Origin of the sequence: Pseudoxanthomonas daejeonensis, assembly GCF_022637495.1 — a bacterium.
Lineage (GTDB): Bacteria > Pseudomonadota > Gammaproteobacteria > Xanthomonadales > Xanthomonadaceae > Pseudoxanthomonas > Pseudoxanthomonas daejeonensis.
Genome location: NZ_CP093331.1, coordinates 1,043,955 through 1,062,555, shown reverse-complemented (window position 1 = coordinate 1,062,555; position 18,601 = coordinate 1,043,955). Strand labels below are relative to the sequence as shown.

The window sequence follows — 18,601 nt, the reverse complement described above, 5'->3', positions numbered from 1 at the left end:
CGCGGACATGGCGAACACGATCGAAGTGAAGGTTCCGGACATCGGCGACTACAGCGATGTGCCGGTGATCGAAGTGCTGGTCGCCGTCGGCGACTCGGTGAAGAAGGACCAGGGCCTGGTCACGCTGGAATCGGACAAGGCGACGCTGGAAGTGCCGTCGACCGCCGATGGCGTGGTCAAGGAGATCAAGGTCAAGATCGGCGACCGGCTGTCGGAAGGCGGCGTGGTGGTCGTGCTGGAAGCCGCCGGTGCTGCGGCGCCGGCCGCGCCGAAGCCCGCAGCGCCTGCCGCAGCGCCGAGCGCGTCGGCTCCGGCTGCCGCATCGGCCCCGGCCGCGCCTGCCGTCGCCGCTTCGTCCGGCCCGCTCGCGATCAAGGTGCCCGACATCGGCGACTACAGCGGCGTGCCGGTGATCGAAGTGCTGGTCAAGGTCGGCGACACGGTCAAGAAGGACCAGGGCCTGGTCACGCTGGAGTCGGACAAGGCCACGCTGGAAGTGCCGTCCACCGCCGATGGCGTGGTCAAGGAACTGAAGATCAAGCTCGGCGATGCGCTGTCGCAGGGCGACGTGGTCGCGGTGCTCGAATCGGCCGGTGGCGCTCCTGCCGCAGCGGCGGCTCCGGGCAGCAAGCCGCCGGTCGCGCCCTCGCATCGCGCCCCGGCCGAGCCTCCGGCACCGAAGCCGGCGCTGGGCACCGGCAGGCAGGCCGACATCGAGTGCCGCTTCGTGGTGATCGGTTCGGGCCCCGGCGGTTATACCGCCGCGTTCCGCGCCGCCGACCTGGGCCTGGATACGGTGCTGGTAGAGCGCTACGCAGCGCTCGGTGGCGTGTGCCTCAACGTCGGTTGCATCCCGTCCAAGGCGCTGCTGCATGCCGCGGCGCTGATCGAGGAAGCGGCGCATTCGGACGACATCGGCATCAGCTTCGGCAAGCCGAAGATCGACCTGGACAAGCTGCGCGGCTTCAAGCAGGACAAGGTCGTCGGCCAGTTCACCAAGGGCCTGGCCGGCATGGCCAAGCAGCGCAAGGTACGCACCGTGCAGGGCGTGGCGAAGTTCGTTTCGCCCAACGAGCTGGAGATCACCGGCGAAGACGGCAAGACCCAGCTGCTGCGTTTCGAGCAGTGCGTCATCGCTGCCGGCTCGCAGGCGGTGAAGCTGCCGAACTTCCCGTGGGACGACCCGCGGGTGATGGACTCCACCGACGCGCTGCAGCTGGCCGAGGTGCCCAAGTCGCTGCTGGTCGTGGGCGGCGGCATCATCGGCCTGGAAATGGCGACGGTCTATCGCGCGCTGGGCGCGGAAGTCACCGTGGTCGAATTCATGGACCAGCTGATGCCGGGCGCGGACAAGGACATGGTCAAGCCGCTGGCCGATCGCCTGAAGAAGCAGGGCGTAGTCGTGCACCTGAAGACCAAGGCGGCGAAGGTCGAAGCCTCGAAGAAGGGCATCACCGTGTCGTTCGAGAGCGCCACCGAGGGCCAGAAGCCGGATCTGGAATCAGGCACGTGGGATCGCGTGCTGGTCGCGGTGGGCCGTTCGCCGAACGGCGGGAAACTCGATGCGGCCAAGGCCGGCGTGCAGGTCAGCGAACGCGGCTTCATCGCGGTGGACCGGCAGATGCGCACCAACGTGCCGCACATCTTCGCCATCGGCGACCTCGTCGGGCAGCCGATGCTGGCGCACAAGGCCACGCACGAAGGCAAGCTGGCCGCCGAAGTGGCCGCCGGTGAAAAGAAGGAGTGGGTGGCGCGGGTGATCCCGTCGGTGGCCTACACCGACCCGGAGATCGCGTGGGTCGGCGTGACCGAAACCGAAGCCAAGGCCAAGGGCCTGAAGATCGGCGTGGGCAAGTTCCCGTGGGTCGCTTCGGCGCGCGCGGTCGGCATCGGCCGGGGCGAAGGCTTCACCAAGCTGATCTTCGACGAGCACACCCATCGCATCATCGGCGCGGGCATCACCGGCGTGCACGCCGGCGACCTGATCTCCGAGCTCGCCCTGGCGATCGAGATGGGCGCCGAGGCCGGCGACATCGGCGCGACCATCCATCCGCATCCGACCCTGGGCGAGACGGTGGCGATGGCGGCCGAGGTCTACGAGGGCACGATCACCGACCTCTACATCCCGAAGAAGAAGTAACGGCGCATCGCGTCGAGCGGCAAGCGAAAGCCCCGGCCTGGCCGGGGCTTTTTTTATCCGCGACCCGCGGTGGATCCCGACACGGCGATCCCATGGTGCACGTCGTGCAGGCAGTCAGAACGCCAGCGTCACGCCCACCACCGGCCCCTTGAAGCGCTGGTCCCAGCCGACGATGCCGTCGTCGATGAAGTCGCCGCGCACGTCGCGCTTGACGTCCAGCCGATACCACTCGTAGCCGCCGAACATGCCGAAATTGTCGGTGAAGCGGTACTCGGCGAGCGCGTTGATGCGGCTGATGCTGCCGTCGTAATCACCGAAGTCACCCCAGCCGGCGTCCAGGTACTGACCCTGCAGGTTGAGCAGCCAGCGATCGCCCGGGCGCGCGGTGAGCCGGACGCCGACCACAGGCGCGAAACCGTCCTCGCTGGCGCGGTCGGTCCAGCGCCCGGCGCCGGCCTCGGCCAGCAGGGTGGCTTCGGCCTTGGCCCATTCGGCACCGATCTGCAGGCCCAGGCTGAAGTCCTCGTTCTCGACCACCGCGTAGTCGTACAGCAGGCTGGCCAGCTGGAAATCGAGTTCTGCGCGGGCGAAGCTGCCGGCCGGAATGGTGACGTCGTCGAACGATATGTCCTCGCCGAGCGTCTCGCGGCGCTTCTTGTCGTAATTGAAGTAGTCGAACACCAGGCGGTGGCGGTCGGCGACACGGAACACGCCGTCGATCCGCGGGACCCACTCGTCGCTGCCGAAACCGAAGTTTTCCGAAAACCGGTACGGCTCGCCCATGAACGTGGTCGAGGCCGACAGGGTGGTATCGGCCGAGGCGCTCATCGCCCCCACGCGCAGCGTGAACCGGTCGGCGTCCTGGGCGCGGGCTGCGGGGATGGCTGCGAGCAGGATCAGGGGCAGGAAGACGGGCAGGGTGCGGCAGCGGGTCATGAGCGGTCCGGGGGGAGTGGGGGACCGTCATGCTGGTTGCGTCGCGGTCCATGGCCGGTGACGGGCGCATGGATATGAGGTGAAAACCGGCGATCACGCCGGCTTCGTGCGCGTTGGACAAAGAAAGGCCCCGGGTGGGGGTCCGGGGCCTGGGCGGGACTGACCGACGAGGTTCTCCGTCCCGGTAGGGGATCGACCCGGTCCCTTGCGGGAAGTTCCGCACGCCGAGGGGAGACCTCCGGCGGTTGTCCCCGAAAATGTCTCACTGCTATAATTTTGCGGCTCGGCAGGGCGCGTTTCATGGCCCAGGCCTTCCGCTCACTCCCGCAGGTAACCGTCGCGTGCTGAACTCCGTTGCCGCTGGCCGGCGACAGGCCGGTCGCGCGATCGCCTGGCAGGCAGGGGCGACGCTTCTGGTCGCGCTGGCCTGCCTCTGGCAGGGCGTGCAGTCGGCGGTGGCGGCGCTGGTGGGCGGTGGTGCGGTGGTCCTGGCCGGGTGGTTCTCGGCACGGATCGCGCTGGGGGGCGGCATCGATGCCGCGGTCCCGGCGCTGGCCAGGCTGGTGGCCGGGGTGCTGGCCAAGTGGCTGGTCCTGGTCGTGGTGCTGGCGGTGGGCGTGCTGGCGCTGGGCTTGCCCCCGCTGCCGATGCTGGTCGCGGCGGTGGTGGTGCTGGTTGCGCAGTTGTTCGCACTGGCGCTGGGCCGCTGAGCGGCGGGTTCCGGCGGGTGCGGTCCAGGCGGATTCGGGTTTTCAATTCAGGTCGTTAGAACAGGAAGATCGGACTTATGGCGGGCGAGGCGGAACTGACCCCTACCAGCTACATCCAGCACCATCTGCAGAACCTGACGGCGAACGTGGGCGAGGGCAGCTTCTGGACGCTGCACGTGGACACCTTCGTGACCGCGGTGCTGATGGGCCTGTTGATGGTCTTCATGTTCTGGCTGGCCACGCGCAATGCCACCGCCGGCGTGCCCGGCAAGTGGCAGGCCTTCGTCGAGATCTGCCTGGAGTTCGTCGACCGGCAGGCGCGCGACACGTACCACGGGACCAGCAAGCTGGTGACGCCGATCGCGATCACCCTGTTCTTCTGGATCCTGCTGATGAACCTGCTGAAGATGATCCCGGCGGACTTCTTCGCGATCCCGCTGGGATGGGCGGGCATCCACTACTGGAAGCCGGTCCCGACCGCCGACGTGAACGCCACGCTGGGCATGTCGGTCAGCGTGTTCTTCCTGATGCTGTTCTTCGCGCTGCGTTCCAAGGGCCTGGGTGGATTCACCAAGGAATTCCTGACCGCGCCGTTCGGCAAGTGGATGATGCCGTTCAACCTGATCCTCAACATCGTCGAGTGGCTGAGCAAGCCGATCTCCCTGGCGATGCGACTGTTCGGCAACATGTTCGGCGGCGAGATCGTGTTCCTGCTGATCTGGGTGCTCGGCGGCGCCGGCATCGCCGGTATGTTCGCGGGCGCGGCCTTCGGCTTCGGCTGGATGATCTTCCACCTGCTGGTCATTCCGCTGCAGGCGTTCATCTTCATGATGCTGTCGATCGTTTACCTCAGCCTGTCCGAAGACAGTCACTGACGCTCCATTCCCCTTTTGCTTCACCCTTTGTTCCCACCGTTCACTTCTAGCAATCCGTTCCGGAGAAAACCATGGAAATCGCACTGACCGCTCTCGCTTCCGTCCAGGCTTCGACCGTTCTGGCCATCGGCATCATGATCGGCCTGGCCGCGCTGGGCGCCGGCCTGGGTCTGGCCATCATGGCTGGCAAGTTCCTGGAGTCGGCCGCGCGCCAGCCGGAACTGATCCCGGTGCTGCAGGTCCGCATGTTCATCACCGCCGGCCTGATCGACGCCGCGTTCATCATCAGCGTCGCCGTCGGCCTGCTGTTCGCCTTCGCTTCGCCGTTCGTCGCGCCGTTCCTGGCTCAGCTGGGCGGTTGATCGAACGTCGAGTGGCGCCTGCGCATCCGCGCCGGCGCTGACAGGATGGAGGAGCCGGCCGGCATGGCCGGTTCCGTCACCACAGGCAGAGCGGAACAATGAGCATCAATCTGACCCTTTTCGCCCAGGCGCTGGCTTTCGCCGCGCTGATCTGGCTGATCGCCACCAAGATCTGGCCGCCGCTGCTCAAGGCCATCGAGGAGCGCCAGCAGAAGATCGCCGAGGGCCTGGCCGCGGCCGACCGCAGCCAGAAGGACCTGGCGCAGGCGCAGGACAAGGTCAACGAGCTGCTGAAGGAAGCGCGTGGCAAGGCCAACGAGATCATCGACCAGGCCCATGCCCGCGCCAACCAGATCGTCGACGCCGCGCGCGAGGATGCCGTGGCCGAGGCCGGCCGGCAGAAGTCGATCGCCCTGGCCGAGATCGACGCGTCCGCCAACCGTGCCCGCGAGGACCTGCGCAAGCAGGTGTCCTTGCTGGCGGTGAGCGGCGCCGAGAAGCTCCTCCGTCGCGAGATCGACGCCAACGCGCACAAGGCGCTGTTGGACGAACTCGCGGCTGAGATCTGAGCATGAGCCAGGCCCTTACCCTCGCCCGACCCTACGCACGCGCCGCCTATTCGGTTGCCCGTGACGAAGGCCGCGTGGACGCGTGGTCGCAGGCCCTGGGCTTCGCCGCCCAGGTCGCCGCCGATCCGCGCGTGGCCGGCTTGCTGCTCAATCCGGAGCTGGCCCGCGAGCAGGCGGTCGCGCTGCTTTCGCCGCAGGGCGCCGAGGCGTCGTTCACGCGCTTCCTGGGCCTGCTGGCTGACGCCGGGCGGCTGCCGCTGCTGGCCGAAGTCACCGGCCTGTACGAGCAGTTGCGCGCCGACGACCAGCACGTGGTGCGCGCCACCGTCACGTCCGCCGCAGAACTTTCGTCGCAGGAACTGGACACGCTGCGCGACGCGCTCAAGCGCCGCTTCGGCCGCGAGGTCGAGCTGGACGCCGCGGTGGACGCCAGCCTCATCGGCGGCGCGGTGATCGACGCCGGCGAAGTGGTCATCGACGGCTCGCTCAAGGGCAAGCTCGCGCGCCTGCGGACCGCCCTGGCGGGCTGACCGGACGCTGCAACCAGACAGTTCACTTTTCAGGTCGCCAAGCCCCGGCCCGCGACTCCAAGGAATCCAAATGGCTACCACGCTCAACCCTTCCGAAATCAGCGACCTGATCAAGACCCGCATCGAGCAGGTCAAGCTCTCCGCTGAAGCCCGCAACGAAGGCACCGTGACCTCGGTGTCCGACGGCATCGTGCGCATCTTCGGCCTGGCCGACGTGATGCAGGGCGAAATGATCGAGCTGCCCCAGGCCGAGAACGGACAATCCACGTTCGCGCTCGCGCTGAACCTTGAGCGCGACTCGGTCGGCGCCGTGGTCCTGGGCGACTACGAGCACCTGCGCGAGGGCGACGTGGCCAAGACCACCGGCCGCATCCTCGAAGTGCCGGTCGGCCCGCAGCTGCTGGGTCGAGTGGTCAACGCGCTGGGCGAGCCGATCGACGGCAAGGGCCCGCTGGGCGCCACCCTGACCGCTCCGGTCGAGCGCGTGGCCCCGGGCGTGATCTGGCGCAAGTCGGTCGACCAGCCGGTGCAGACCGGCTACAAGACCGTCGACGCGATGATCCCGATCGGCCGCGGCCAGCGCGAGCTGGTCATCGGCGACCGCCAGACCGGCAAGACCGCGCTGGCGATCGACGCGGTGATCAACCAGAAGAACACCGGCATCAAGTGCGTGTACGTGGCGATCGGCCAGAAGGCCTCGACCGTCGCCAACATCGTGCGCAAGCTGGAAGAGAACGGCGCGCTGGCCCACACCATCGTCGTGGCCGCCACCGCTTCGGAGTCGGCCGCGATGCAGTACATCAGCGCCTACTCCGGCTGCACCATGGGCGAGTACTTCATGGACCGCGGCGAAGACGCGCTGATCGTCTACGACGACCTGTCCAAGCAGGCCGTGGCCTACCGCCAGATCTCGCTGCTGCTGCGCCGCCCGCCGGGCCGCGAAGCCTACCCGGGCGACGTGTTCTACCTGCACTCCCGCCTGCTCGAGCGCGCCGCGCGCGTGTCCGAGGAGTACGTCGAGAAGTTCACCAACGGCGCGGTGAAGGGCAAGACCGGTTCGCTGACCGCTTTGCCGATCATCGAAACGCAGGCCGGTGACGTGTCCGCGTTCGTGCCGACCAACGTGATCTCGATCACCGATGGCCAGATCTTCCTGGAAACCGACCTGTTCAACGCCGGCATCCGCCCGGCCGTGAACGCCGGCATCTCGGTGTCGCGCGTCGGTGGCGCCGCCCAGACCAAGGTCATCAAGAAGCTGTCCGGCGGCATCCGCATCTCGCTGGCCCAGTACCGCGAGCTGGCTGCGTTCGCGCAGTTCGCCTCGGACCTGGACGAAGCCACCCGCAAGCAGCTCGAGCGCGGCCAGCGCGTCACCGAGCTGATGAAGCAGAAGCAGTACCAGCCGATGTCCATCGCCAACCAGGCGCTGTCGATCTACGCGGTCAACGAGGGTTACCTGGACGACGTGCCGGTGGCCAAGATCGGCGCGTTCGAGGAGGGCCTGCACGCCCACTTCGCCAACACCGCCGGCGCGCTGATCGAGCAGGTCAACAGCACCGGTGGCTGGAACGACGAGATCGAGTCGGCGTTCAAGAAGGGCATCGCCGAGTTCAAGCAGACCGGCACCTGGTAAGCCGCGACATCGGCGGGCCCCGGCCCGCGCGGTGACGGAACCAAGTCCACGGCAGGCCGACCGGCCTGCCAAACGGGAAGAAGAGATGGCTGGCGGACGCGAAATCAAAACCAAGATCAAGAGCGTGCAGAACACCCGCAAGGTGACGCGCGCGCTGGAAATGGTCTCGGCCTCCAAGATCCGCAAGGCGCAGGAGCGGATGCGCACCTCGCGTCCCTACGCGCAGGCGATGAAGCAGGTGATCGGCCACCTGGCCCAGGCCAATACCGACTACCAGCATCCGTTCCTGGTGGAGCGCGAGCAGGTCAAGCGGGTCGGCTACATCGTCATCTCGTCCGACCGCGGCCTGGCCGGCGGCCTGAACAACAACCTGTTCCGCAAGCTGCTGGGCGAAGTCCGCCAGTTCAACGAGCAGGGCGTCGAGGTCGACATGGTCACCGTCGGCCAGAAGGCGCAGGCCTTCTTCCGCCGGATCAAGGTGAACATGGTCGGTAGCGTCTCCCACCTGGGCGACATCCCGCACCTGGACGACCTGGTCGGCGTGATCAAGGTCATGCTCGACGCCTACACCGAAGGCAAGGTCGACCGCGTGTTCGTGGTCTACAACCACTTCGTCAACACGATGAGCCAGAAGGCCACCTTCGACCAGCTGCTGCCGTTGCCGGCCGCGCAGGCCGGGGTGCCGAGCCACGACTGGGACTACATCTACGAACCCGACGCCGGCACCGTGCTCGAGCACGTGCTGACCCGCTACGTGGAGTCGCTGGTGTACCAGTCGGTGCTGGAAAACGTCGCGTCCGAGCATGCCGCGCGCATGGTCGCGATGAAGTCGGCCAGCGACAACGCGACCAAGCTGATCGGCACGCTGAACCTGGTCTACAACAAGGCCCGGCAGGCGGCGATCACCCAGGAAATCTCCGAGATCGTGGGCGGCGCGGCAGCGGTCTAGTTCGAATCCATCGCAGGAGTCCGCGCATCCATGTGCGGGCTTCTCGAAGAAAACCATCGGCGACCCGGTCGCGCAGAAAAACTTAAGAGTCTGAGGAAACCACCATGAGTCAGGGCAAGATCGTTCAGATCATCGGCGCCGTCGTCGACGTCGAGTTCCCGCGCGCCGAAGTGCCGAAGGTGTACGACGCGCTGAAGGTCGACAACACCGCCATCACCCTCGAAGTCCAGCAGCAGCTGGGCGACGGCGTGGTCCGCACCATCGCGCTGGGTTCCACCGACGGCCTCAAGCGCAACCTGGTCGCGACCAACACCGGCAAGGCGATCTCGGTGCCGGTCGGCGCCGGCACCCTGGGCCGGATCATGGACGTGCTCGGCCGCCCGATCGACGAGGCCGGCGACGTGCAGGCTTCCGACCATTGGGAAATCCACCGCAACGCGCCGTCGTACGAGGACCAGTCCTCGGGCAACGAGCTGCTGGAGACCGGCATCAAGGTCATCGACCTGATGTGCCCGTTCGCCAAGGGCGGCAAGGTCGGCCTGTTCGGCGGCGCCGGCGTCGGCAAGACCGTCAACATGATGGAACTGATCAACAACATCGCCAAGGCGCACTCGGGCCTGTCGGTGTTCGCCGGCGTGGGCGAGCGTACCCGCGAGGGCAACGACTTCTACCACGAGATGAAGGACTCCAACGTCCTGGACAAGGTCGCGATGGTCTACGGCCAGATGAACGAGCCGCCGGGCAACCGCCTGCGCGTCGCGCTGACCGGCCTGACCATGGCCGAGTACTTCCGCGACGAGAAGGACGCGTCGGGCAAGGGCAAGGACGTGCTGCTGTTCGTCGACAACATCTACCGCTACACCCTGGCCGGCACCGAGGTCTCGGCGCTGCTGGGCCGCATGCCGTCGGCGGTGGGCTACCAGCCGACCCTGGCCGAGGAAATGGGCGTGCTGCAGGAACGCATCACCTCGACCAAGACCGGTTCGATCACCTCGATCCAGGCCGTGTACGTCCCCGCGGACGACCTGACCGACCCGTCGCCGGCGACCACCTTCGCCCACCTCGACGCCACCGTCGTGCTGTCGCGAAACATCGCCTCGCTGGGCATCTACCCGGCCGTGGATCCGCTGGACTCCACCAGCCGCCAGCTGGACCCGAACGTCATCGGCCACGAGCACTACGACACCGCCCGCCGCGTGCAGTCCACCTTGCAGAAGTACAAGGAGCTGAAGGACATCATCGCGATCCTGGGCATGGACGAGCTGTCGGAAGAGGACAAGCTGTCGGTGTCGCGCGCGCGCAAGATCGAGCGCTTCTTCAGCCAGCCGTTCCACGTGGCCGAAGTGTTCACCGGCTCGCCGGGCAAGTACGTGTCGCTGAAGGACACCATCCGCGGCTTCAAGGGCATCTGCGACGGCGAGTACGACCACCTGCCGGAGCAGGCGTTCTACATGGTCGGCACCATCGACGAAGCCGTCGAGAAGGCCAAGAAGATCGCTTGATCGCGATCTTCCTGAACTGAGCACAGCGAGGCCCCATGAGCACCATCCGTTGCGACATCGTCAGCGCCGAGCAGGAGATCTTCCACGGCGAGGCCACCCTGGTCGTGGCCACCGGCGAGCTGGGCGAGCTGGGCATCGCGCCGCGGCACGCACCGCTGATCACCCGCCTGAAGCCGGGCAAGGTCGTGGTGACGCTGCCTGACGGCGCGCACCTGGACTTCGCCATTTCCGGCGGCATCCTCGAGGTGCAGCCGCAGGTGGTGACGATCCTGGCCGACACCGCGATCCGCGCCGAGGACATCGACGAGGCCGCCGTGCGCAAGGCCAAGGAAGAAGCCGAACGCGTGCTGGCCAACCGCAGCGAAGCGATGGAAGTGGCCGAGGCGCAGCAGCGCCTGGCCGAGGTCACCGCCCAGCTGCAGGCGCTCGAGCGCCTGCGCCGCAACCTCAAGCACTGATCCGCGTACTGCCCGGCCCCGGCCGGCTGACGCAGCGAACGACGCCGGCCGATGCCGGCGTTTTTCGTTTCAGGCGCCACCGTGGCCGCCACGCGCTGGCCGGGCAGGTAGACTGCGATGGACTGTCCACCCAGCCGCACCACCATGACCATCACGCCCCAGGAAGCCCTGCAGCGCACGATCGAACACCGCGAGATCTTCCACGACGAGATGGTCGGGTTGATGCGGCAGGTGATGCGCGGCGACGTCTCGCCGGTCATGACCGCCGCGATCCTCACCGGATTGCGGGTGAAGAAGGAAACGGTCGGCGAGATCGCCGGAGCCGCCACCGTCATGCGCGAGTTCTCGCTGACCGTGGACGTGGCCGACCGCAGCCGGCTGGTCGACATCGTCGGGACCGGCGGCGACGGCTCGCATACCTTCAACATCTCCACCTGCTCGATGTTCGTGGCCGCCGCGGCGGGTGCGCGGGTGGCCAAGCACGGCAACCGCAGCGTCTCCTCCAAGTCCGGCAGCGCGGACGTGCTCGAGGCGCTGGGGGCGTCGATCGATCTGCAGCCGGACCAGGTCGCGCAATCGATCGGACGCTGCGGCATCGGCTTCATGTTCGCGCCCGTGCACCACCCGGCGATGAAGGTCGTCGCGCCGGTGCGCCGCGAGATGGGCGTGCGCACGATCTTCAACATCCTCGGCCCGCTGACCAACCCGGCCGGTGCGCCGAACATCCTGATGGGCGTGTTCCATCCGGACCTGGTCGGCATCCAGGCGCGCGTGCTGCACGAACTGGGCGCCGAGCGCGCACTGGTGGTCTGGGGCCGCGATGGCATGGACGAGATCTCGCTGGGCGCGGCGACCATGGTCGGCGAGCTGCGCGACGGTGTGGTCCGCGAGTACGAGATCCACCCGGAGGATTTCGGCATCGCCATGTCGGCCAGCCGCAATCTCAAGGTGGCCGATGCGGCCGAATCGCGCGCGATGCTGCTGGGCGTGCTCGAGGGCGTGCCGGGGCCGGCGCGCGAGATCGTCGCGATCAATGCCGCTGCCGCGCTGTACGTGGCGGGCGTGGCGACGGATATCGCCGACGGCCTCGTGCGTGCGCGTGCGGCGATCGACAGCGGCGCGGCGCGGCAGGCACTGGCCGGCTTCGTCGAGACCACCCGCGAACTGTCCGGACAGGTTGCGCCGGCATGAGCGACACCGGCTTCGCGCGCCTGCCGGCGCCACCCTATTACGCGGTGGTGTTCAGTTCGCGGCGCAATGACGCCGATCCGGAAGGCTACGCAGCGGCGGCCGACCGCATGCTCGAACTCGCGCGGCAGCAACCCGGTTTCCTGGGCGTGGAGTCGGCGCGGGACGCCGGCGGCTTCGGCATCACGGTGTCGTACTGGGAAAGCGAGGCGGCGATCCGCGCGTGGCGCCAGCATGCCGAACATGCGGAAGTGCGCCGCCATGGCCGCACCCACTGGTATGCGCACTACGAACTGCGCGTGGCACGCGTGGAGCGTGCTTCGGGTTCCGCCGGCGGCTGAGCCCGCCGGAAGACGTGCCCGCGCCGGCTCGTGCGAGAATGCCGGTCCGCCGCCGAGCAAGAGCCCGCGACCGCCGATGAGCGACATCCTGCAGACCATCCTCGCCCGCAAGGCCGAGGAGATCGCCGAGCGCCGCACGCGCGTGCCGCTGGCCGACGTGGCCGCGCGCGCGCGCGATGCCGGCCCGGTGCGGGGATTCGCCGCGGCGATGCAGGCGGCGATCGCCCATGGCGATCCGGCCGTCATCGCCGAAGTGAAGAAGGCCAGTCCCTCCAAGGGCGTCATCCGCGCGGACTTCCGGCCGTCCGAGATCGCGGTCAGCTACGAATTCGGCGGCGCGTCCTGCCTGTCGGTGCTGACCGACGCCGACTTCTTCCAGGGCAGCGACGACTACCTGCAGCAGGCGCGCGCCTCTTGCACGCTGCCGGTCCTGCGCAAGGATTTCACCGTCGACGCCTACCAGGTGCACGAAGCGCGCGTACTTGGCGCCGACTGCATCCTGCTGATCGTCGCCGCGCTGGACGACACCCGCCTGGCCGACCTGTCGGGACTGGCGCTGGAACTGGGCATGGACGTGCTGGTCGAGGTCCACGACATCGACGAACTCGAGCGCGCGCTGCAGGTGCCGGTGCCGCTGGTGGGCATCAACAACCGCAACCTGCGTACCTTCGAGGTCTCGCTCGACGTGACCCTGGGGATGAAGAACGCCGTGCCGCGCGATCGCCTGCTGGTCACCGAGAGCGGAATCCTGGTGCACGAGGACGTGGCGCGGATGCGCGCGGCGGGGGTGCATGCGTTCCTGGTCGGCGAGACCTTCATGCGTGCCGAGGAGCCGGGCGAGGCCTTGCGGCAGCTGTTCTTCGACAGGTAGGCACGAATGGATGAGCCCCGGCGCATGAACGACGCAGCGCAGTACCCGCCACCCGGCGAGGGTGCGCCGCTGGTGGTGTTCGATTTCGACCACACCCTGTACGACGGGGATTCGGGCAGCCACCTGTTCGCCTGGCTGATCCGGCGCAATCCGCTGCGCATGCTCGCCGCGCTGCTGGCCACGCCGGTGCTCGGGCCGATGGTCGCGTTCCTGCCGACCCGGCGCTGGGGCATCTCCGGCTACGTGTGGATCGGCAGCTTCGGCCTGCACGCGGCGCGCGAGTTCGACCGGGTGATCGACCGCTACGTGGCCACGCATCGCGAGCGGATCGCCGCGCGCCTGCTGCCGGTGGCGCTGGATGTCTTCGCCCGGCACCGGCTCCGTGGCGACCGGGTGGTCGTGGCGACCGGCGCGCCGCCCGAGCTGGCCCGGGCGATCCTGGCCTTCGTCGCCCATGAGGACGTTCCGGTGATCGGCACCGCGGTGGGTCCGCGCTGGGGCGCGGTCGTGGCCACGCGTCATTGCCACAACCAGGAAAAGGTGCGGATGCTGCGCGAACGCGGCTACATCGATATCGAGGCGGCCTATTCGGACAGCAGCGCCGACCTGCCGTTGCTGCAGGCTGCGCGCCGGCCTGTGGTCGTCAATCCGAAGCCGGGTCGGGTGGAGATGTTCCGCCGGGTGTTGCCGGCGGGCACGCCGATCCTCAACTGGGGTTGCCACGATCGAGGCGGCGATCCGGTCTCCTGACCGCGGGCCGCCGGCCTAGAGGTTCAGCAACGCGTGGCCGATCTGGTAAAGGCTGATGCACAGCACCAGCACACCGACGGCCACAAGTACCCACTGCTCGCGCACGCGCTTGACCAGCACCGCGGCTACCGGCGCGGCGATCATGCCGCCGACCAGCAGTCCGGCGACGATCTGCAGGTGCTCCAGGCCGATCGACAGGAAAAAGGTGATCGAGACGGCCAGCGTCACCACGAACTCGGCCGCGTTGACCGAGCCGATCACGGTGCGCGCCTGGCCGCCGCCGGCCAGCAGCGTCGAGGTGGCCAGCGGTCCCCAGCCGCCGCCGCCGCTGGCATCGAGCAGCCCGGCGAAGAAGCCCAGCACGGGCACCCGGCGGACTTCGCGTCGTGGCACCAGCCGGCCACTGGCCCGGACCAGGATCAGCACGGACAGGACCAGCAGGTAGGCGTAGACGAACGGTCGGATGATCTCGCCCGGGATCTGGGTGAGGACGTAGGCGCCGATGACGCCGCCGATCACGCCAGGCACGGCCAGGCGCAGGAACAGGCGCCGGTCGACATTGCCCATGGCCAGGTGCGAGGCCCCGGAGGCGCCGGTGGTGAAGACCTCGGCGGCGTGGATGCTGGCACTGACCTGGGCCGGGGGCAGGCCCATGCCCAGCAGCACCGACGAGGACACCAGGCCATAGGCCATGCCCAGCGCCCCGTCGATCAGCTGCGCACACAGCCCGATCAGGACGAACCAGAAGAAAGTTTCCCCGAACTCCATCAATGCGCGGCCCGGTCGCCGCGGCCGTCAGCGGGTGCCGTAGAGCACCACGGTCTTGCCACGCGCATGCAACTGGCCATCGATCTGGAGCTTCTTCAACACCCGGCCGGCCATCTCGCGCGAGCACCCGACCAGGCGCGCCAGTTCCTGCCGCGATACGCGCATCTGGGTTCCCTGCGGGTGGCTCATCGACTCCGGCTCCTTGGCCAGGTCGTGCAGGGTGCGCACGATCCGGTCGGTGACGTCCAGGAAGGCCAGGCGGCTGGCCTTGCGGCTGGTGGTCAGCAGGCGGCGCGAGAGCTGCACGCCGATGGAATAGAGCAGGCGCGGGGCGTCGCCGGACAGCGGGCCCAGCATCAGCTGCTGCAGGCGGTCGTAGCTGATTTCGGCCAGCTCGCAGGCGCTGCGGGTGCGCAGGATGACCTCGCGGCTGTCGGACTCGATGAACAGGCCCATTTCGCCGACGAACTCGCCCGCGCCGTAGTAGCCAAGGACCAGTTCGCGGCCGTCTTCTTCCTCGGCGATGATGCTGACCGAGCCGTTGACCACGTAATAGAGCGTGCCTGCCGGGTCACCCGGGCGGAACACGTCGGTGCGATTTGGGTAGCGCCGGCGCTGGCAATGGGCCAGGAAACGCTCGATGGCGGCCTGATCCAGCAAGAGCGGGCTGCTGGTGAAGCGCAGGGGAGTCACGGCGAGGTTCCTGTGTTTCATGGGATTCGAAGCGCCCGAAGATAGCCGGCCGCGGGTCGTCCGGCAAACCCCGGTGACATCCAGACATACCGCGGTCACCGGCTTTGGCCCATAATGCCGCGTTTTCCACCCCCAGAGGCATGACCGCCGTGGTCAAACCGCTGCCGCGCCTGAGGCTGCAAGGCTTCAACAACCTGACCAAGGCGCTGAGCTTCAACATCTATGACGTCTGCTATGCGGTCTCCGAAGACGAGCGCCAGCGCTACATCGAGTACATCGATGAGGCGTACAACGCCGACCGTCTGACCCAGATCCTGACCGACGTGGCCCAGATCATCGGCGCCAACATCCTGAACGTGGCCCGCCAGGACTACGACCCCCAGGGTGCCTCGGTGACCATCCTCATTTCCGAGGAACCGGTGATCGACAAGAAGCAGGCCGGCAAGGAGGTCATCTCCGAGGCCGTGGTCGCGCACATGGACAAGAGCCACATCACCGTCCATACCTACCCGGAAACGCACCCGCAGAACGGGATCGCGACCTTCCGCGCGGACATCGACGTGGCCACCTGTGGCGTGATCTCGCCGCTGAAGGCGCTGAACTACCTGATCGAGAGCTTCGAGTCCGACATCGTGGTGATGGACTACCGCGTGCGCGGCTTCACCCGCGACATCAAGGGCAAGAAGCACTACATCGACCACAAGATCAATTCGATCCAGGACTACCTGGCGAAGAACATCAAGTCGCGCTACGAGTCGATCGACGTGAACGTCTACCAGGAAAACATCTTCCATACGAAGACGCACCTGAAGGAGTTCGACCTCGACACCTACCTGTTCGAGGAAAAGGCGCGGAATCTCTCGTTCAAGGAGCGGATGCGGATCGAGGCGCTGCTCAAGCGCGAGATCGAAGAACTGTTCCACGGGCGCAACCTGTCGGAATAGGCCTGTCCGCGTCGCCGGGTGACGGGGGATTCAGCCTGCCGGTGGCAGGATCGCTGCACGAATTCGCGGGACGTCCCGCGCGCGGCCCAGGCCGCGGACGAAGACCGACGGCGGTCCGGAGCCTTGCTCCGGGCCGCTTTTTTTATCCCTGCGTTCTGATTCCCGCGACCGAAGGAGAAATGACGATGGCGTGGACCTACCTGCTGCTGGCCGGCCTGTTCGAGATCGGGTTCGCCCTCGGCCTCAAGCACACCGAGGGTTTCACCCGGCTCTGGCCCAGCCTGGGCACGGCCGCCGCGGCCGCCGTGAGCCTGTACCTGATGACCCTGGCCATGCGCTCGATCCCGGTCGGGACCGCCTACGCGGTATGGACCGGCATCGGCGCGGTCGGGGTGGCGCTGATGGGCATCGTGCTGCTGGGAGAGAGCGCGTCGCCGGCCCGGCTGGCCTGCATCGGCCTGATCGTGGCCGGAGTGGCGGGCCTGAAGCTGGTGTCGCCGGCCTGAGCATGCAGCGCCCGGGCTGCCACGGAGCCGGCCTGGATCGCGGGGCGGGATCTGCCCCGCAGGCCTGGTCCGCCTCGCATGGGAGCAGTGGGGCAAGCCCTGCTGCGCGGGCCGGAGAACTGCGCGCGGTCAGAGGCGGTAGGCGACCAGTTTCATCAGCCGGGAGGCGCCGGCCATCACCATCGGGATGGGGGCCGGCAGCACCCTGGCCCCGGCCTGCTCGGCATGGTCGGCGTGGCGGGCCTCGTCTTCCTTCATCACCCGGATGATTTCCCGGCTGCGTTCATCGGCGGCCGGCAGGGATTCCAGGTGCTCGTCCAGGTGCGCCTCGACCTGGCGTTCGGTCTCCACCACGAAGCCCAGGTTCCAGCCGTCCCCGCGCAGCCCGGCCAGTGTGCCGATCGCATAGCTGCCGGCGTACCAGAGCGGGTTGAACAGGCTGGGACGGCTGTCGAGCTCGCGCAGTCGCTGCGCGCACCATGCGAGGTGGTCGGTCTCCTCCTGCGCCGCTTCCAGCAGGTGCTCGCGCGTGGCCGGATCCCGGGCAACGGCGGCCTGGCCGAAGTACAGCCCCTGGGCACAGACCTCGCCGACATGGTTGATCCGCATCAGGCCGGCGGCGTGGCGCCGGGCCGGCTTCGGCAGGACCGGGTCGGCGGCCTGCGCCGGACAGGGTCGGGAAGCCGGGGGGTCGCCCAGGGTGGTTTCCAGCGCGCGCTGGGCCTCGACGAGGAAGCGATCGAGCGGGGACAGGTGGCGAACGGCGGACATGCAGACTCCAGGACGCGTCGGCCGGGCCAGTGGAGGGTCCGGCACAGGATTGTCCGCCGGGCGGCCGGGGGCTGCCAAGCCGCGACGCGGGACAGGGAGGACAACACTCCGGCAAGTTGCACGGGGCGGCCCGGACGGGTATCATCCCGCCTCTTTGCTGCACCTTTCACAACGCGAGGCAAAGTTCCGCCCGGGCAATCCGGACCCGGAATCCGCCCGACCAACCACCAGGTTCCCATGAAGACTTTCATCGCCAAGTCCGAGACCGTCCAGCGCGACTGGTATCTCGTCGACGCCTCCGGCAAGACCCTCGGCCGCCTCGCCGCCGAAATCGCCCACCGCCTGCGCGGCAAGCACAAGCCCGTCTACACCCCGCACGTCGATACCGGCGATTACCTCGTCGTGATCAACGCCGAGAAGATCACGGTGACCGGCAGGAAGCTGCAGGACAAGATGTACTACCGCTTCACCGGGTACATCGGCAACCTCAAGAGCGAGTCATTGGGCCAGGCGCTGGAGCGCCACCCCGAGCGCGTGCTCGAGATCGCCGTCAAGGGCATGCTGCCGAAGGGTCCGCTGGGTCGTGCGATGTACCGCAAGCTCAAGGTCTACTCCGGTTCCGAACACCCGCACGCGGCGCAGCAGCCGCAGCCGCTGGACATCTAAGGCACAACGATGGCTACCACTCAGAATTACGGCACCGGCCGTCGCAAGTCCTCCACCGCCCGCGTGTTCCTGCGCAAGGGTAATGGCAGCATCACCGTCAACGGCCGTCCGCTGGACGAGTTCTTCGGTCGCGAAACGGCGCGCATGATCGTGCGCCAGCCGCTCGAGCTGACCCAGAGCATGGACAAGTTCGACATCGTCGTCACCGCCGCCGGCGGCGGCACCACCGGCCAGGCCGGTGCGATCCGCCTGGGCATCGCCCGCGCGCTGGTCGAGTACGACGAGTCGCTGAAGAGCGACCTGCGCAAGGCCGGGTTCATGACCCGCGACGCGCGCGAGGTCGAGCGCAAGAAGGTCGGCCTGCACAAGGCACGCCGCGCTTCGCAGTTCTCCAAGCGCTGATGCGTTTGGCTGGTCGCATCTCCTTCCGGGAGGTGCG

General features: G+C 67.8%; 22 protein-coding genes. 18 read left to right on the top strand and 4 right to left on the bottom strand.

What is annotated here, in order from left to right:
- The first annotated feature begins 7 nt into the window (after nucleotides 1–7).
- Nucleotides 8–2,140: a dihydrolipoyl dehydrogenase gene (lpdA, locus tag MNQ95_RS04845; RefSeq protein ID WP_241953975.1), complete on the top strand. Its 2,133-nt coding sequence runs from the start codon at nucleotides 8–10 to the stop codon at nucleotides 2,138–2,140.
- Nucleotides 2,141–2,254: 114 nt separating this feature from the next.
- Here lpdA and MNQ95_RS04840 read toward each other — a convergent pair whose 3' ends face one another.
- Complete coding sequence (locus MNQ95_RS04840; RefSeq protein ID WP_241953974.1) at nucleotides 2,255–3,076, bottom strand: hypothetical protein; 822 nt, start codon at nucleotides 3,074–3,076, stop codon at nucleotides 2,255–2,257.
- A gap of 341 nt (nucleotides 3,077–3,417) precedes the next feature.
- Here MNQ95_RS04840 and MNQ95_RS04835 point away from each other — a divergent pair, with 341 nt between their 5' ends.
- From MNQ95_RS04835 to MNQ95_RS04775, 13 genes are all read left to right on the top strand, one after another.
- On the top strand, nucleotides 3,418–3,786 hold the full coding sequence (locus tag MNQ95_RS04835) for a hypothetical protein (protein WP_241953973.1): 369 nt from the start codon (nucleotides 3,418–3,420) through the stop codon (nucleotides 3,784–3,786).
- A 77-nt stretch (nucleotides 3,787–3,863) separates the two neighbouring features.
- A complete protein-coding gene (atpB, locus tag MNQ95_RS04830) occupies nucleotides 3,864–4,661 on the top strand; it encodes a F0F1 ATP synthase subunit A (RefSeq protein ID WP_241953972.1) in 798 nt (265 codons plus the stop codon).
- Between the two features lie 71 nt (nucleotides 4,662–4,732).
- Nucleotides 4,733–5,023 (top strand): F0F1 ATP synthase subunit C, encoded by a 291-nt coding sequence (atpE, locus tag MNQ95_RS04825; RefSeq protein ID WP_162376963.1) that lies wholly within the window; start codon nucleotides 4,733–4,735, stop codon nucleotides 5,021–5,023.
- A gap of 98 nt (nucleotides 5,024–5,121) precedes the next feature.
- The gene (locus MNQ95_RS04820) at nucleotides 5,122–5,592 is read left to right on the top strand and encodes a F0F1 ATP synthase subunit B (RefSeq protein ID WP_241953971.1); all 471 of its coding nucleotides are present in this window, start codon (nucleotides 5,122–5,124) and stop codon (nucleotides 5,590–5,592) included.
- Between the two features lie 2 nt (nucleotides 5,593–5,594).
- Entirely contained in the window at nucleotides 5,595–6,122 is a 528-nt protein-coding gene (locus MNQ95_RS04815; RefSeq protein ID WP_162411303.1) for a F0F1 ATP synthase subunit delta, read from the top strand.
- Between the two features lie 70 nt (nucleotides 6,123–6,192).
- Complete coding sequence (gene atpA, locus MNQ95_RS04810) at nucleotides 6,193–7,755, top strand: F0F1 ATP synthase subunit alpha (protein WP_162411302.1); 1,563 nt, start codon at nucleotides 6,193–6,195, stop codon at nucleotides 7,753–7,755.
- 85 nt (nucleotides 7,756–7,840) lie between these two features.
- Nucleotides 7,841–8,704 (top strand): F0F1 ATP synthase subunit gamma, encoded by an 864-nt coding sequence (gene atpG, locus MNQ95_RS04805; RefSeq protein WP_162411301.1) that lies wholly within the window; start codon nucleotides 7,841–7,843, stop codon nucleotides 8,702–8,704.
- Between the two features lie 104 nt (nucleotides 8,705–8,808).
- The gene (gene atpD / locus MNQ95_RS04800) at nucleotides 8,809–10,206 is read left to right on the top strand and encodes a F0F1 ATP synthase subunit beta (RefSeq protein WP_162411300.1); all 1,398 of its coding nucleotides are present in this window, start codon (nucleotides 8,809–8,811) and stop codon (nucleotides 10,204–10,206) included.
- A gap of 35 nt (nucleotides 10,207–10,241) precedes the next feature.
- Complete coding sequence (locus tag MNQ95_RS04795) at nucleotides 10,242–10,664, top strand: F0F1 ATP synthase subunit epsilon (protein ID WP_162411299.1); 423 nt, start codon at nucleotides 10,242–10,244, stop codon at nucleotides 10,662–10,664.
- A gap of 144 nt (nucleotides 10,665–10,808) precedes the next feature.
- Nucleotides 10,809–11,855 carry an anthranilate phosphoribosyltransferase gene (trpD, locus tag MNQ95_RS04790; protein WP_162411333.1) on the top strand — a complete coding sequence of 349 codons (1,047 nt, stop codon included), beginning with the start codon at nucleotides 10,809–10,811 and terminating at the stop codon, nucleotides 11,853–11,855.
- Nucleotides 11,852–12,193: an antibiotic biosynthesis monooxygenase family protein gene (locus MNQ95_RS04785; RefSeq protein ID WP_162411298.1), complete on the top strand. Its 342-nt coding sequence runs from the start codon at nucleotides 11,852–11,854 to the stop codon at nucleotides 12,191–12,193. The genes trpD and MNQ95_RS04785 overlap by 4 nt, the downstream gene beginning before the upstream one ends.
- A 76-nt stretch (nucleotides 12,194–12,269) precedes the next feature.
- Nucleotides 12,270–13,064 (top strand): indole-3-glycerol phosphate synthase TrpC, encoded by a 795-nt coding sequence (trpC, locus tag MNQ95_RS04780; RefSeq protein ID WP_241953970.1) that lies wholly within the window; start codon nucleotides 12,270–12,272, stop codon nucleotides 13,062–13,064.
- Nucleotides 13,065–13,088: 24 nt separating this feature from the next.
- Nucleotides 13,089–13,814, top strand: coding sequence for a haloacid dehalogenase-like hydrolase (locus MNQ95_RS04775; protein WP_241953969.1), 726 nt, complete (start codon nucleotides 13,089–13,091; stop codon nucleotides 13,812–13,814).
- A 15-nt stretch (nucleotides 13,815–13,829) separates the two neighbouring features.
- Here MNQ95_RS04775 and MNQ95_RS04770 read toward each other — a convergent pair whose 3' ends face one another.
- A complete protein-coding gene (locus MNQ95_RS04770; protein WP_162411295.1) occupies nucleotides 13,830–14,582 on the bottom strand; it encodes a sulfite exporter TauE/SafE family protein in 753 nt (250 codons plus the stop codon).
- 27 nt (nucleotides 14,583–14,609) lie between these two features.
- Nucleotides 14,610–15,296 (bottom strand): cAMP-activated global transcriptional regulator CRP, encoded by a 687-nt coding sequence (crp, locus tag MNQ95_RS04765; RefSeq protein ID WP_162411294.1) that lies wholly within the window; start codon nucleotides 15,294–15,296, stop codon nucleotides 14,610–14,612.
- A 128-nt stretch (nucleotides 15,297–15,424) separates the two neighbouring features.
- Here crp and speD point away from each other — a divergent pair, with 128 nt between their 5' ends.
- Entirely contained in the window at nucleotides 15,425–16,219 is a 795-nt protein-coding gene (speD, locus tag MNQ95_RS04760) for an adenosylmethionine decarboxylase (RefSeq protein WP_162411332.1), read from the top strand.
- A gap of 185 nt (nucleotides 16,220–16,404) precedes the next feature.
- Nucleotides 16,405–16,725: a quaternary ammonium compound efflux SMR transporter SugE gene (gene sugE, locus MNQ95_RS04755; protein WP_162411293.1), complete on the top strand. Its 321-nt coding sequence runs from the start codon at nucleotides 16,405–16,407 to the stop codon at nucleotides 16,723–16,725.
- Nucleotides 16,726–16,854: 129 nt separating this feature from the next.
- Here sugE and coq7 read toward each other — a convergent pair whose 3' ends face one another.
- On the bottom strand, nucleotides 16,855–17,496 hold the full coding sequence (coq7, locus tag MNQ95_RS04750; RefSeq protein ID WP_241953968.1) for a 2-polyprenyl-3-methyl-6-methoxy-1,4-benzoquinone monooxygenase: 642 nt from the start codon (nucleotides 17,494–17,496) through the stop codon (nucleotides 16,855–16,857).
- Nucleotides 17,497–17,733: 237 nt separating this feature from the next.
- Between coq7 and rplM the strand changes: the two genes are divergently transcribed.
- Complete coding sequence (gene rplM / locus MNQ95_RS04745; protein ID WP_162411291.1) at nucleotides 17,734–18,162, top strand: 50S ribosomal protein L13; 429 nt, start codon at nucleotides 17,734–17,736, stop codon at nucleotides 18,160–18,162.
- 9 nt (nucleotides 18,163–18,171) lie between these two features.
- Nucleotides 18,172–18,564, top strand: a complete 393-nt coding sequence (gene rpsI, locus MNQ95_RS04740; protein ID WP_162411290.1) for a 30S ribosomal protein S9 — start codon at nucleotides 18,172–18,174, stop codon at nucleotides 18,562–18,564.
- Nucleotides 18,565–18,601: the final 37 nt, after the last annotated feature.